The sequence below is a fragment of the Euhalothece natronophila Z-M001 genome (genome assembly GCF_007904085.1).
Lineage (GTDB): Bacteria > Cyanobacteriota > Cyanobacteriia > Cyanobacteriales > Rubidibacteraceae > Halothece > Halothece natronophila.
This window is the reverse complement of record NZ_CP042326.1, coordinates 605192-620375: the sequence shown is the minus strand read 5'-3', so window position 1 is coordinate 620375 and position 15184 is coordinate 605192. Positions and strand designations below refer to the sequence as shown.

Genomic DNA, 15184 nt, shown 5'->3' with positions numbered 1-15184 from the left:
AAAACTAATAATTGTCCTTTATCAAGAACTACTGTTGCCCCAATAAGTTCCCGTGGTCGCAGGATTTCATCCTTTTGAACGAGGATATTGAGCCATTAATTCTTGGACTTGTTCTGCGTGATAAGAACTGCGAGTCAGAGGAGAGGATACCACTTGTAAGAACCCAATCGCTTCCCCGTACTTGCGCCAATTTTCAAAGGTTTCTGGGGTAACAAATTGTTTAACCCCTAGATGCTTTTCTGTGGGCTGTAAATACTGTCCAATTGTGACAATATCACAATCCACTTCGCGCAGATCATCGAGAACTGCTTTCACTTCTGCTTCCGTTTCATCCCAACCCACCATTAAACCAGACTTAGTATAAATCCAAGGGGCAATTTCTCGGGTCTTTTGTAATAACTGCAGCGATCGCGCATAATCTCCTTGGGGACGCACGCGACGATATAAACGGGGAATTGTTTCAGTATTATGGTTTAAAACATCAGGTTGAGCATTGAGAATTGTTTCTAGGGCGTTCCAATCTCCACAGAGGTCTGGAATTAGTAATTCAATGGTAGTATCAGGAGAAACCTTCCGTACTTGTTCAATACAACGGACAAACTGGGAAGCCCCTTGATCAGGTAGATCATCGCGATTGACAGAAGTAATTACTACATGATTTAAACCCATCTTCTGCACCGCTTCGGCTAAGTGTAACGCCTCTAAAGGATCAGGCGCTTGGGGTTTCTTCTCAAAATCAATGTCACAATAGGGACAGGCGCGAGTACAAGCTGGCCCCATAATTAGAAAAGTAGCAGTTCCCTTCTGGAAACATTCTCCAATGTTGGGACAAGAGGCTTCCTCACAAACAGTATTTAACTTTAACTCTCGTAATGTGGATTTAACTTTACCAACACGCTCAAACTGAGGGGCTTTAACTTTTAACCAATCGGGTTTTACGACCACGCGACACTGTCTCCAAAAAGGTACACTCTTTTATCCTAACCTGTGAGAAAAAATAGTCGCAAGACAGCAACGAGCATCCCCTCTGTGGTAGAATGTCAAAGAGCGGGACGGGATGTAGCGCAGGTTGGTAGCGCGCTTCGTTCGGGACGAAGAGGTCGTGGGTTCGAATCCCGCCATCCCGATATTATCTTAGGCTATGTAGCTGTGTTTTTTTTAAGCACCACCACCCACAACTGGCGTTTTCCCCACCTCTGACCAACTTCCGCTTGATGGTCGGAACGTAGCCCCATTTCATCACCCCAATGAATTTCTGCTCCTTCTTGTTGCGCTCGTTGACGTAGAGATGGGTACTGGTAATTTAACCACTGTTGGAGTGTTAAAGGACATTGTTCTCTGGCGCGCTTAGCAGGTTTCTGTGGTGAGAGCCCCCAGCGACGTAAATAACGACCAATCGTCGTTTGAGAAAGAGTTATTCCCCAACATTGTTCAATGAGCTGAGATACGGCTTGTCGAGTCCAGAGAGTAAATGCGCCCTTTTAATTGTTCTGGGCTGTAATCACGAATAAGACGAGTAATTGTCGTTACCTGCGATTGAGCTCCGCTCACCGAATCGAAGATTTGATCGCGCCAAGCTAGGATGCTCACGACGACCTTGTTTACAAGCCTTGAGAGCTGCCTCGCCACCCTGACGGTAGCGTTGTACCCACTGATTAACCGCCGTACGAGTGACTCCAAAATCTTGGGCTACTTCTCCTTGAGGACGTTCTTTCTCAATCACTGCCATGACTGCCCTTTTACGAATTTCTTGTTGAGCTTGAGGAGGTAAACTCCGAGTGTCTTTTAATTGCATACAGAACACTACTCTACTTCTCTTCCCTATGTTAACTATTTAGCGCACGGATTAATAATTTCAGCAACCCATCCATCTTCTGCCAAAATATAGACATCATCGCGCATCGTTTCCAGCCAGTAATCCATTAAATGCTGGTAAATGTCATATTTATCAATGAGGTTACGATTTTCAAATGCGTTTAATAATGATTCTGCTAAGGGATTAATAACCGCTTTGGGATTATCTCCTTGTTGAATGCCCTTTAAGTTGGAGACATTTTGATCCCACCATTGATTAAAAATGTCGGCAATGGCATTAGCATAACTGGTAAATTCGGGATGTTCAAAAACGTATTTCTTGACTTCATCTGGGGGAATTTTAATTTGCAAATATCCCGAACGTAGCGGTTCAAACAATTCTTGTTTTAGAGAAGGATAAATCTCCCAATAATCTTCTAATGCTTCAATATCAGCCTTGGGGATGCCACCCTTCCAATGCGCTTCTATATCTTGAATATCTTCGGTTTCTTGAGTGTCGATATAACGGGGAAGATTTAAATTATAGTCATTGTTAGCAATCTCCTCAATAGGAACTAATCGAGAATATCGGGGAATCGTCTGCTGTTGATTAAAAACATCAACAATTTTGCGAATATCTTGTTCGCGAAAACGGTTTTTATTGCCATCTTTAATATATTCCCGACTGGCATCGATCATAAATACGCGATCGCGCTGATTAGCATTTTCTTGATCTAAAACAATGATGCAAGCTGGAATTCCCGTTCCATAAAACAAATTTGGCGGTAAGCCAATAATTCCTTAATATCCTGAAAACTCCCGCCCTTAGGAATAATTACATCAGATTAAGTCCAGTTTGATCTCGCTAATACAGTTTACTATTCTTGAGCGCGATCGCGCCTAGAGGGTCAGTTCAGCAAGATGTTTTGACAAAAATCAAGTCTTGTAGTAAATAACCAGCAACCAAAAAATACTGGTCACTGGTTACTGATTACGGATTAATAGGGCCACTTCCAGTTACGGATTTCTGGCATATCAATGCCGTATTTAGTGACATAGTGATGATGTTCAATCAACTTATCCCGTAGTTCTTGTTTGACATAAGCCGCTGCATACCCTAGCTTAGGAACGCGATCGATCACATCTTGCACTAAATGGAAACGATCTAAATCATTTTTGACCACCATATCAAAGGGAGTCGTGGTCGTTCCCTCTTCTTTATAACCGCGCACATGGAGATTAGAGTGATTGGTGCGACGATAGGTAAGACGATGAATTAACCAAGGATAGCCATGATAGGCAAAAACAATGGGTTTATCAGTAGTAAAGATGGTATCAAACTCGCGATCGGTAATGCCATGAGGGTGTTCTGTTTCTGGTTGTAGGGTCATTAAGTCCACTACATTGACCACACGCACTTTTAAGTGAGGGAATTTCTGACGCAAGATATCCACCGCTGCCAAAGTTTCTAACGTGGGAGTATCGCCAGCGCAAGCCATGACCACATCCGGTTCACTTCCTTGATCATTACTCGCCCAGGGCCAAATACTCAAACCAGCCGTACAGTGTTTAACTGCCTCATCCATATCTAAATACTGTAATTCAGGCTGTTTACCAGCAACAATTACATTGACATAATTACGACTCCGCAGACAGTGGTCAGTAACCGATAATAAGGTATTGGCATCAGGGGGAAGATAAATCCGCACCACATCAGCTTTTTTATTCACCACATGGTCAATAAACCCGGGGTCTTGGTGAGAAAAGCCATTATGATCTTGTCGCCACACATGGGAGGTGAGGAGATAATTAAGGGATGGAATCGGTTGTCGCCAAGGGATTTCATCACGAGTCGTTTTTAACCATTTAGCGTGCTGGTTAAACATAGAATCAATGATATGAATAAAGGCTTCATAACAGGAGAAAAAGCCATGTCGTCCCGTTAAGAGATAGCCTTCTAACCAGCCCTGACAAAGGTGTTCGCTTAAAACTTCCATCACGCGCCCCTCAGGGGATAAATTTTCATCTTCAGGGAGGCGTTTATCCATCCAAGTGCGGTCAGTGACTTCAAATAAGGCACTTAAACGGTTAGAAGCCGTTTCATCTGGCCCCATGACGCGGAAAGTATGGGGATTCATTTTCATCACATCGCGGAGAAATTCTCCTGTAATGCGAGTGGCTTGGGCGTAAGTCGTAGCCGGTTTACTGACTTCTACGGCATAATCTTTGAAGTCGGGCATTTTTAAAGCCTTCATCAATAACCCCCCATTGGCATGAGGATTTGCCCCCATCCGTCTTTCTCCTTCTGGTGCGAGGGCGGCTAAGTCTTGGCGGAATTTCCCATTTTCATCAAAGAGTTCTTCCGGCTTGTAACTTCTCATCCACTCTTCTAAAAGCGCAATATGTTCTAGGTTAGTCTGCGTATCAGAAAAGGGAACCTGGTGAGAACGCCAGAAGCCTTCTGTTTTCTTGCCATCCACTTCTTTCGGTCCCGTCCAGCCTTTGGGAGTGCGTAAAATAATCATTGGCCACTGGGGACGTTCGGTAAAGCCATTGGTTCGGGCTTCTGCTTGAATGCTTTTAATTTCGCCAATAATACTATCAAGTGTCCCCGCCATTAACTGGTGCATGGCTTCAGGGTCTGATCCGTCCACAACATAGGGCTTATAACCATAACCCACAAAGAGGTTTTCCAGTTCTTTATCCCCCAGTCGTGATAGAACAGTGGGGTTTGCAATTTTGTACCCGTTAAGGTGTAAAATCGGTAAAACTGCCCCATCATGGACAGGATTGAGGAATTTATTAGAATGCCAACTGGTAGCAAGGGGGCCGGTTTCTGCTTCTCCATCGCCAACAACACAAGCTGCGATGAGGTCAGGATTATCAAAAACAGCGCCATAAGCATGGGCTAAGGCATAACCAAGTTCTCCACCCTCATGAATGGAACCGGGGGTTTCTGGGGCAACGTGAGAGGGCACACCACCCGGAAAAGAGAATTGGGTGAAGAGTTTTTTCATGCCCCGTTCATCTTGAGAAATATCAGGGTAAAATTCAGTGTATGTGCCTTCAAGATAGGTGTTAGCCACTAACCCGGGGCCACCGTGACCGGGACCGGCAAGATAAATAACATTGAGGTCTTTTTGCTTGATAACGCGGTTGAGGTGAACATAAATAAAGTTCAATCCGGGGGTGGTTCCCCAGTGTCCGAGAAGACGAGGTTTAATATGTTCTTGCTTTAGGGGCTCTTTTAGGAGAGGATTATCGTAGAGATAAATTTGTCCCACGGAGAGATAGTTTGCTGCCCGCCAATAAGCGTGCATTTTCTCTACTTGTTCTTCAGATAGGGGTTTATTTTGGATGGGAGTAGCAACTGTCATAGGTTTTTGGGATAATTACGTTGCGATCACCTTCATTGTGCATTATTACTTAGGCAGTATGGAGGGTTTCTCAGGTTTTTTTTAGTTTTTTCGATATTTGGCTTCCTAATTGGTGTCGTTTGGCTCAGAAAAGGTGATTGTATCCGACTGATATCGTGGCGGTTCCATATGAATAACCACTCTTGCTGGCCCCACATAGGTTTTCAATTTTTCCTCAACTGCTTCTGTAATTTTGTGGGCAGTTTCAAGATCATTGGCATCTACAATCATGTGCATTTCGATAAAGACTTGTTGTCCCACTACGCCTCGGGAGGCAATATCATGGCAATTAATCACCCCTGGCACTTGTAAAGTAATGCGATGGATGACTTCTGGGGGAATTGCCGCCTCATCCACTAGCCAAGGTAAATTTTCTTTCAAAACCTCCCAAGCACTTTTAAAGACTAATAAGGCAACTGGAAAGGCTAAAACAACATCTAGCCATTGTAATTCGGGAATATCCCATCTTGCCCCCTGCCAAATTCCCACTAATCCTGCAACGATGACAATAGTTGTCCAAATATCTCCCATGGTGTGATAGGAGTCTGCAATTAAAATCCGATTGTTGAGTTTTTTCCCAACATGACGTTCATAAAAGGCAATAAAAATGTTAACGCCTAACACAAGGATTAATAGCCATAATTCCCAACCTTGAAGCGTAATTGGTGAGACTCCTGTAAAAATGCGCTCGATGCTACGTTGGATAATTTCAAAGCAAGTAATCCCTAAAAAGGCGGCAATTCCTAATGCCCCAAGGGCTTCAAATTTTTGGTGTCCATAAGGGTGATCGCGATCGGGTTGTGGGGAGGCAAATTGATTACTGACTAATCCCAGAACGTTGTTTGCTGCATCGGTAAAGCTATGAAGGGCATCTGCTTGTAAACTTAACGCACCGGTGAGAAACCCCACGACTAATTTTAAGCCCATAACAATAATATTGAGGATGAGCGTGATAATTAGAACACGGCGGACTTCTGGACGATGATCAACCTTTGTCATGAGAATCCCAAATGGCGGAAACTTGATCCGCGATCGCGCTGGCTTTGGTAATATCTTTTTCTAAAATAGTAACATGACCGAGTTTTCGCCCTGGACGCGCTTGGGTTTTCCCATACCAGTAGAGATGAGTATGGGGCAGAGCTTGTAATTTCTCACGTTGTTGGGCATAGTCACTTTCTAGGGTTTCATAACCCAGTAAATTCACCATTACCGCTGCCTCACTTTTCATCTGAGGAGGGGTTAAGGTATCACCAGTAACGGCTTTTAAGTGCATGGCAAATTGGGAAATATCGCAAGCATCAAGGGTATAATGTCCAGAATTATGAGTTCGGGGGGCAACTTCATTCACTAACACCCGCTCATTGTCGGTGAGGAAAAACTCAATACCAAAAACCCCCACCCAATTAAGGGCAGTTAACAGTGACTGCGCGATCGCGCGAATTTCCTCTTCTAACGCCTCACTAATCCGTGCCGGGGCAATCACTCGCTGACACACCTGATCTTGCTGATAGGTTTCCGTAACAGGATAAACCACAGTCTCCCCATTCACTCCTCTGGCTGCCATGACAGCTAACTCTTTCTCAAAAGGAATGCACTCTTCCACGAGTACCGGAAGCCCTTTTAAGGTTTCCCATACTCTTGTTAACTCCCTATCTGTCTCTACAATAAATGTTCCCTGTCCATCATACCCATGTCGTCTTGCCTTAATCACTAAGGGAAACTCATCTTCCTCAAATTGAGCTTCCCCAGCAATTGCCGTCTTAAAAACCGGTACAGGGATACCCAACTCTTGGAGATAACAGCGTTGTTCAAATTTATCTAACAACGGTGCAAGAGAATTTAAGCTGGGATAAAAATCTACCTCTTCTCGCAAACGACTTAAGCCAGCTAAATCAATAAACTCATTCTCAAAAGTGATCACATCGCAAGATTGGGCTAACTGTCTTGTTGCCTCTAAATCTGACAAAGAGGCAATAACGCTTTCTTCAGCATAAGCCACTGCCGGATCATGAAAATTAGGGGTTTGTACTCGTAAAGACACCCCTAGAGATGACGCTTCTAAACCCATCATCCAAGCAAGTTGCCCCCCACCAATTACACCAACACGCTTTTTTATAGACATCCTAATGAATCCCGAGTCGCAACACCCGTCTCCTCGTTAACGCCTTCTGCACTTTTACAAAGCTGATCAATTTGAGAGTTATCTAATACCGCGTTACTAAAATCCGCGCCAGTTATTGTGGTATTTTCAAATTTAGCCCGTGAGAGAATTGCATCTTCTAAAATAGCTTGGCTGAGATTTGCGCCTGTAAAATCCACAGCATTTAAGACAGTAAAGGTTAAATTGGCTCCTTCTAAGTTTGCCTCTACCATGACTGACTCGGTAAAAATTGATCCCCGTAAGTCAGTATGACTCAAATTCGCCTCGGTTAAGTTAGCATCAGAAATTTCTCGTAACTGCAACGTTTCACCCGAAAGATTTTCTCGAGATAAATCAGCACTAATTAAAGATTGACGTTCAAAAACTGTACTAGTTTGGGCTTGGGCAGTTAAAGGAAAGAAGAGAACCACACAAGCAAGCACACCAGAAATTAATTTAGTTAGAAAGTTCATTATTTTTAATACTTAATTCAATTCAGAATTTACAATCAATTCTTCACCTTTCGGGGTCACTTGTCCATCCTCATGTTTCCCTACGGCAGATTCATGAACTAACAAGTCGAACCAGAAGGTGGTTCCTACACCTAATTCACTCACTAACCGTACCATGCTGTGATGTTTTTCAATAATATTGCGAACAATGGACAAGCCTAAGCCCGTTCCTTCTAAGGTATGGACTTGGTTTTCCACCCGAAAAAAGCGATCAAAAATTGCCTCTTGATCTTCAGTATCAATGCCAATTCCTGTATCAGAAACCTCTACCCGAACTTGGGGGCTCGATTGGTAAGGATGATCTTCGGGATCAAGAAGATAAGCACGAATCATTACTTTTCCCTTGGGACGACTAAATTTTAAAGCATTGCCAACTAAATTGGCAAAGACTTGTAATAGTAAGTCATAATTGCCCATCACAGGGGGTAACTCAGGCTGAACCTCTTGTAAAAGTTCAATTTCTTTATCCTTAGCATTGAGATGATAACTACGAAGGGTTTGCTCAATGGGCTGACTCAAATCCACGGCTGTCATTTGATAAGCCTTGGAGGATTCTAATCGGGATAAATCAAGAACATCATTCACCAAACGGGTTAAGCGATCTGTTTCACTATTGGTAGTATGTAAAAATTCTTTTTGTTCTTCTGGGCTTAGTTCTTCTCCATACTCAGAAAGGGTTTCAATAAAGGATTTAATATTAAATAAGGGGGTTCTTAATTCATGGGAAACATTACTAATAAATTGGCTTTTTGCTTTGTTTAATTCCACTTCTCGGGTAATATCTTGGACGGTAATCGCTAACCCTTTGATACTTTCACGATATTGATCTAAAACCCGTGTTAGTAAAATGCGAACGGTTCGCTCATGGGGACTATTTAAGGTAATCCGAAACTCGCCACCATTTCTGAGAGTTTCCACATCTTCAGTTTCATCGGAAGTATCTCTTGCGATCACTTCTTGTAGCGGTTCACTGATTTCTATATTCACTTCATGGGGAAGATGGTGCAACACATTTTTCCCAATAATTTCCTTTCCTTCCCAACCAAAAATTCGTTTTGCGGTGGGATTCACTAACATGATTTGTAAATCAGTATCAATTAAAACCGCTCCATCAGCAATGGTAGAAACTAAGGTTTCTAATTTAGCTTTTTCTGCAGTTAATTCTTCAATATTTTGTTCTTCATATCGCGCCAACCGTTCTGCCATATAATTAAAGCTAGAAATCAATTCTCCTAATTCACCACCAAGGGGGAGTTCAATGCGTTGCTTAAAGTTTCCGGCTGCAATATTTTTCACTCCCACTAACAATTCTTTAATGGGCTTAGTAATGGTTAAAGCATTAAAAACTGCCCCTAAAATGACCATTGCCCAAATAGAAATAAAAACTGCAATGGTGACATCTCGGGTAAGATTAGAAGAGGCAACAACGGTAGGATTAGGATTAATTCCGACAGCTAAAACTCCGAGATATTCTTTTTCGTAGATTAAGGGAACGAAAACGTCTGTTACTTCACCATCAGGGGTATTATGTTGACGCACAAAGGGTTGATCTGCGTCTGGATCATAACTATCGGGAAGTTGAATCCATCGTTGAATGGTTAGTGCATTTTGTCCTTCGCCCTCGGAGAAAGGAATCCCAAAGCGGATTTTGCCATCTGGTTCGGCATAGAGAATATAGCGGACACTGGAGGTACTACTATAAAATCGTCCTGAGAAGAGGGCAACTTCTGTGAGGTTATCTTCGGCAACTAGGGGGGCAATATTCGCAGCTAGTAATAAGCCTAAATCCCGTCCAAATCGGGTGTCATTCATCCGAGCATCTTGTTGGATGGTATTCACAGCCCAAAAGGTTAAACCACTCATGACGAGGGAAACCACTAAGGTTCCCACTGCCATGAGACGAGTTTGAAGGGTAAAATCTGACCACCAACGGGCGATAATTTCGCGGATTGTATTCAAGGTTCTAACCCCGGCATCTGCGATCACAAAAAGATAGCCAATATCTGCTACTCTATTTTCGCATATTTCTTGATTGGGCTTATTACTGTAACTCTAACATCTTGTCCTGCACTCTTTGACGAAGTTCAGGATTATTTTGAATTTCCTGTGTAATTTCGTTAAATTCTGATACACTCAAGCCTTGATTTTCGACAATTTCCTCAGAACGCTGACAGTAATTAATAATCAGCGATCGCGCTTCCTCGGGCAAGTCTTGATAGCTTTCGGAACGATGGCAAGCCATTTGTGGCATTGGTTGTCCATCGAGTTCTGCTTGGATTTTTCGCTTGACTTCTTCTCGGATTGGTTCAATTTCTAGAACAGCGGCAGCATAACTGTTGAGCTTTTCTTCATCATAATTATTTTGGGCTTGAGCAATACTTGAATTTTGAAGCAGTCCCCTAGTCGCAAGTTGATTCGGGATCATCCCTAAGCTAGTTTCAGCAAGCAATAGGGCGGTGGTGACTAGGGTTAATTTTAAGAAAGAAGGACACCAGGAAAACAGTTTCAGCATGGTTATTGAGAGTAATGATTTTGAATTGGGTGTAAGTGCAGTATCTTTAGACGGGAAGCCAGAATAAAAGTTTCAGGGTAATTTCAAGATTTACTGTTGACATTGGTATCGTTGATAGGGAAACCCAATGCGATAGTAAGCAGCGCGATCGCGCTTACAATCATTCCTATTTGCAAATTTTAATTGATCGGGAAAGTCTTTTTCTGTTAATCCTCCCGGTGCGACTACCCAACTGCTTGGCAGATTCATCTCTATTTGGCTAATTTTTTCCCATACTCTAGAATAACCTTCACTGCGATCTAGTAACATTAAAGCACTATTTGACGACTCCTCTGATTGTCTATCCAGTGCTAGACCATAACTTAAGCCTAACGCTAATTCTGCTTGGTTTCTATAGTTCATGATTACTAAAGTGGGTTCCGAATGTTGGTTAAACCGTTTGGCAGTGAGTTCAGGTTGATAGGGTTTAATAAAAAACAAATTGAAGCCGACAAAAATACTGCTAATGATCCCCACACTGATAAGCGTTAGCATGACTTTTCTTTTCTCAGGAAAACTGAAACTTGCGCCTAAAAGCGCACAAATTGCTGGATAAAACACATAATTATACCGAGGCGCGATCGCGATATTTCTTTGTAAAACATAAATAATTAAGATAAACTGCACAAATAATATAACTAAATAAAGAGATAAAGCGAGTGTTGCTTTTTTTGTGTCTGTATCTCGTCGTAATTGTTGATAGCCGAATCGAAAATGATAGACCAACCATCCCCAAAACCCTAACATAAAAATTCCTGATAAAATCTGGATTAATAGCGGTTGCTGTTCCACTGGTAATGTCACCACCATCACGATGCCCCCTAATAAGAGTTGATAAATCGGGGAAAGCCAATCAAATTCAGGTAACCAATCAGTGGTCGAACTAGAGAAATGATCAACAACAGTGGGAAGCCAAGGAAGATAACTTAACCCTACGCCAATAATTACTCCTCCTAATGTCATGAGACGGGTTTTGGAAGGGTAGAGAAATATAAATAGAGTAACAATTTGAGCCAAAAAAGATAATAGAAAAAAATAATGGGTATAAATCCCAAGGCTATTGGTAACGCCCCACAGTAGCCAATAAATTCCCGTGCTTTGTGATTGTTTAATCAGTTTAATCAGGAAAAAAAGCGCAGAAGTAATTAAAATTAATCCCAACGTATATTGTCTGGCTTCTTGGGATAAATAAACGGCAAAAGGAGAAACCGCCATTAAAGTTGCTCCCACAATACCAGCTCGTTGAGAAAAACTTTCTTGATTAAGATGATATAATAATATTACCGCAATAATTCCTAATATTGCAGGGAATAATCTTAGCTGTGTTGCTAGAGACAGATCAGGGAAAGGAAGTTCTTGTAACCAGCCTAGCCATTGGTGAATTAAGTAAAAAAATAGTGGCGGATGACTGGAGGTTTCCGCTAAAGCGTGAGCAATTTCGGAATAACTTTGTTGTTGATATTGAAATAAAAGGGAAATTTGATCTAAGGGAATTAACTCCTCTGTAGGAATGCCTTGATAACCTTGACCAAATGTCAAAATAGCTGTAATAATTTCATCAATCCATAAATCTTTTTTTACCAAAGTGAATAATCTTAAGCCAGTCGCCAGTAAAAGAATAAGGACTAACCCTTTATATTTGCCTTTAATGTTGACATAATGACTCAGTTTTACGAACAATGAACCAAACATTCCATCATCTTCCTGTTTTAAGTGAAGCCGTTATTCAGGGATTAACAATTAAAGCCAGTGGCAATTATCTAGATGCAACAGTGGGAGGAGGAGGTCACAGTGAACTGATCCTTAATTCTGCTGAGAATATTCATCTCATTGCCTTGGATCAAGATGAAAGCGCGATCGCGGCAGCAAAAGACAAACTTTCTGCCTATAAACAAATTAAATTCTATCATAAAAACTTTACCGAATATGACCCTGAAACCTTAAAATTTGATGGAATTTTGGCAGATTTAGGCGTAAGTTCCCCCCAATTAGATAACCCTGAACGAGGCTTTAGTTTCCAAAAAGAAGCGGATTTAGATATGCGAATGAATCCCCAGCAATCTTTAACGGCAGCCGAGATAATTAATCACTGGGATGAAAGCACCTTAGCCGATATTTTCTATCACTATGGGGAAGAAAGATATTCTCGGAAAATTGCTCGAAAAATTCTACAAAAACGTCCTTTTTCAACAACAACCGAACTGGCAAGCGCGATCGCGCTATGTTTTGCCCCACAAAAGCGCTATGGTCGCATTCACCCTGCAACTCGCGTTTTTCAAGCCCTCCGTATCGCTGTTAACAATGAATTAGACAACTTAAAAGCCTTTTTAGAGAAATCTCCTCACTGGTTAAAGCCACAAGGAAGACTGGTTATTATTAGTTTTCATAGTCTAGAAGATCGCATCGTTAAACATACCTTTCGGGAACATCCTCAACTCAAGGTGATTACAAAAAAGCCAATTACGGCGACACCAGAAGAAAGTCAAGAAAACCCAAGAGCGCGATCGGCTAAACTAAGAATTGCTGAAAGAACGGATTAAAGCCACTATAATAAGAACTGATGAAGCATTTGCAGTCTGCTAACACTTCGAGCAACCCTTAACTAAGTGCAACGAGCAAATTATTTAATCCTGATATGCCCTCAACCCTGATTCAATTAGACAATCTCTCCAAAGTTTATGGCACAGGAAACGCCACGGTTCACGCCCTGAATCAGGTGAATTTGACAATTGAGGAAGGAGAATACTGTTCGATTATGGGGGCTTCAGGATCAGGCAAATCCACAGCCATGAATGTAATTGGTTGCTTAGATCGCCCTACCGCCGGGCATTACTATTTTGATCAGCAAGATGTTTCCTTACTCCCCAATCCTACCCTTGCAGACATTCGCAACCGTAAAATCGGGTTTGTCTTCCAACAGTTTCATTTACTCCCCCACCTAACCGCTTTGGATAATGTCATTCTCCCCATGATTTATGCTGGAGTTTCGGCAACAGAACGGAAAGATCGCGCTGTTAGGGCTTTAGAAAGAGTGGGCTTAGGGAGTCGTCTTTATAATAAACCCAATCAATTGTCAGGCGGGCAACAACAACGAGTCGCGATCGCGCGAGCAATTGTTAATAACCCCCGTTTACTGCTAGCTGATGAGCCCACAGGGGCTTTAGATTCGCGAACCGTGCGGGAAATTTTAGCCATTTTCCAAGAACTCCATGAAACGGGAATTACCATTGTTATGGTGACTCATGAAGTAGAAGTGGCAAAAGAAACCAAGCGCATTGTCTGGTTTCGGGATGGTAACGTCGTTTATGATCATCTCACCCCTGAAGAAATGCTAGAAGTGGCAATTAGCTAGGATTTCAAGTAAACTGTCAGGGTGTATTAACACCTGTTAACATCAATTAAACTTTAGGATAAATATTCATCCTATTGAAAAATATTAATGTTTGAACATACTGAAGAAGCCAATCGCCAAAGGCGGCTACAGAAACATAATCAGCTATTCCGACTTCTAGCGGTTGAGGCAGGGCTAATTTTCCTTCAATGCTACATGGTTGCCCCTTTAATCCCAAGACTAGCAGGAGAATTTAACGTTTCAGAACAAAAAATGGGGTTAATTGTTCCAGCTTATATGCTTTCTTACGGGATAGCTGCTTTATTTTATGGGTTAATTTCAGATCGTTTTGGACGTTGGCCGATCATCCAAATCTCCTTAATTTTATTTATTACTTCTACTTTTTTGACAGTGACGGCTCAAACCGCTAATCAAATGATTTTCTGGCGATTGGTAACTGGTTTGAGTTCTAGTGGAGTGATCCCCTTAACATTTGCCCTCATTGGAGACTTATTTCCCTTTAATAAAAGAGGAGCGAAATTAGGCTTAATTTTTGCAGCGATGGAAGGCGGAATGGCAGCCGGATCAGCAGGAGGGGCTTTGCTAGTTTCTTTTACGGGCTGGGAATTTTTATTCGTTGCTACTTCTGTCATGGCAACCTTAGTCTTACTCGGTTTACGTCGCTATGGGGCTTTGTTTGATGCTCCGAAAGCGAAAAAGATTCCTTCCCTGCGAGAAATTTTTGAACGCTACGGCAAAATTTTATCTGAACCCAGAGGATTTCGCACCTATTTATACGTCTTATGGAATGGGATTTATCATGGCGGGGTTTATACTTGGTTAGGAGTATATATGACCCAACGTTACCCACAAATGGATGATGTGGGCATTGGTTTAACAATTTTGGGTTACGGGATTCCAGGGCTAATTTTTAGTGGAATCATCGGGCGAGCAGCAGATCGATTTGGCCGTTGTTGGATCATTCCTCCTGGTTTAATTGTGGCAGCCTTTGCAGGATTAGCGATGATTTTTGAGATTCCTCCCACAGGAACAACCATTGCGATATTAGTGCTTTCTTTAGGCTATGATTTGACGCAACCTCTGTTTGTCGGAATTGTTAGCAATTTAGGCAGTGAACAAAGTTTAGGACAGATTATGGGGTTAAAGGTGTTTGCCCTATTTATTGGCTTCGGTTTGGGTAGTTACTTATTTGGAGAGTTATTACATTTTGGCTTTCCTGCTACTCTAATGGCTTTTGGTGGGCTACAACTGTTGTCTGGTATCGCTGCTATTATCTTATTTAAAAATGAAACTTCCCAACCTCAAACACAAGAAGTAAAAGAAACTTAAAAAGCTCACTGTTGAGAGTTTCTCACTCAATCAAGGCTTCATTTACTACATTTCGTATTATTATCAATTTCAAATATCCAATCTGCAAAT

At 41.9% G+C, this 15184-nt stretch carries 14 protein-coding genes and 1 tRNA gene; 4 read left to right on the top strand and 11 right to left on the bottom strand.

What is annotated here, in order from left to right:
• Positions 1-66: 66 nt before the first annotated feature.
• Positions 67-945, bottom strand: coding sequence for a lipoyl synthase (gene lipA / locus FRE64_RS02810; RefSeq protein ID WP_146294574.1), 879 nt, complete (start codon positions 943-945; stop codon positions 67-69).
• 108 nt (positions 946-1053) lie between these two features.
• On the opposite strand from lipA, the gene FRE64_RS02805 reads away from it, so the two are divergent.
• Positions 1054-1127, top strand: a tRNA-Pro gene (locus FRE64_RS02805).
• Positions 1128-1139: 12 nt separating this feature from the next.
• Here FRE64_RS02805 and FRE64_RS18220 read toward each other — a convergent pair.
• From FRE64_RS18220 to FRE64_RS02755, 10 genes are all read right to left on the bottom strand, one after another.
• Entirely contained in the window at positions 1140-1418 is a 279-nt protein-coding gene (locus tag FRE64_RS18220; RefSeq protein ID WP_390622263.1) for a winged helix-turn-helix domain-containing protein, read from the bottom strand.
• A gap of 83 nt (positions 1419-1501) precedes the next feature.
• Entirely contained in the window at positions 1502-1795 is a 294-nt protein-coding gene (locus tag FRE64_RS02795) for a helix-turn-helix domain-containing protein (RefSeq protein WP_146294573.1), read from the bottom strand.
• Between the two features lie 35 nt (positions 1796-1830).
• Positions 1831-2571: an N-6 DNA methylase gene (locus tag FRE64_RS02790; RefSeq protein ID WP_246140375.1), complete on the bottom strand. Its 741-nt coding sequence runs from the start codon at positions 2569-2571 to the stop codon at positions 1831-1833.
• Positions 2572-2792: 221 nt separating this feature from the next.
• Positions 2793-5171: a phosphoketolase family protein gene (locus FRE64_RS02785; RefSeq protein ID WP_146294572.1), complete on the bottom strand. Its 2379-nt coding sequence runs from the start codon at positions 5169-5171 to the stop codon at positions 2793-2795.
• 105 nt (positions 5172-5276) lie between these two features.
• Positions 5277-6209 carry a cation diffusion facilitator family transporter gene (locus tag FRE64_RS02780; protein ID WP_146294571.1) on the bottom strand — a complete coding sequence of 311 codons (933 nt, stop codon included), beginning with the start codon at positions 6207-6209 and terminating at the stop codon, positions 5277-5279.
• The gene (locus FRE64_RS02775) at positions 6196-7332 is read right to left on the bottom strand and encodes a 5-(carboxyamino)imidazole ribonucleotide synthase (protein WP_146294570.1); all 1137 of its coding nucleotides are present in this window, start codon (positions 7330-7332) and stop codon (positions 6196-6198) included. Before FRE64_RS02775 ends, FRE64_RS02780 begins: the two co-directional genes overlap by 14 nt.
• Complete coding sequence (locus tag FRE64_RS02770; protein ID WP_246140374.1) at positions 7323-7823, bottom strand: pentapeptide repeat-containing protein; 501 nt, start codon at positions 7821-7823, stop codon at positions 7323-7325. Before FRE64_RS02770 ends, FRE64_RS02775 begins: the two co-directional genes overlap by 10 nt.
• Positions 7824-7835: 12 nt before the next feature.
• Positions 7836-9821, bottom strand: coding sequence for a two-component system sensor histidine kinase NblS (gene nblS, locus FRE64_RS02765; protein ID WP_146294568.1), 1986 nt, complete (start codon positions 9819-9821; stop codon positions 7836-7838).
• A gap of 82 nt (positions 9822-9903) precedes the next feature.
• On the bottom strand, positions 9904-10374 hold the full coding sequence (locus FRE64_RS02760) for a DUF4168 domain-containing protein (protein ID WP_146294567.1): 471 nt from the start codon (positions 10372-10374) through the stop codon (positions 9904-9906).
• Positions 10375-10464: 90 nt separating this feature from the next.
• A complete protein-coding gene (locus tag FRE64_RS02755; protein WP_146294566.1) occupies positions 10465-12105 on the bottom strand; it encodes a glycosyltransferase family 39 protein in 1641 nt (546 codons plus the stop codon).
• On the opposite strand from FRE64_RS02755, the gene rsmH reads away from it, so the two are divergent.
• The 3 genes from rsmH (at position 12093) to FRE64_RS02740 (ending at position 15094) form a co-directional block, all read left to right on the top strand.
• On the top strand, positions 12093-12953 hold the full coding sequence (rsmH, locus tag FRE64_RS02750) for a 16S rRNA (cytosine(1402)-N(4))-methyltransferase RsmH (protein WP_146294565.1): 861 nt from the start codon (positions 12093-12095) through the stop codon (positions 12951-12953). The genes FRE64_RS02755 and rsmH overlap by 13 nt on opposite strands.
• Before the next feature lie 95 nt (positions 12954-13048).
• Positions 13049-13765, top strand: coding sequence for an ABC transporter ATP-binding protein (locus FRE64_RS02745; RefSeq protein WP_146294564.1), 717 nt, complete (start codon positions 13049-13051; stop codon positions 13763-13765).
• 87 nt (positions 13766-13852) lie between these two features.
• Positions 13853-15094 (top strand): MFS transporter, encoded by a 1242-nt coding sequence (locus tag FRE64_RS02740; protein WP_146294563.1) that lies wholly within the window; start codon positions 13853-13855, stop codon positions 15092-15094.
• Positions 15095-15184 lie beyond the last annotated feature (90 nt).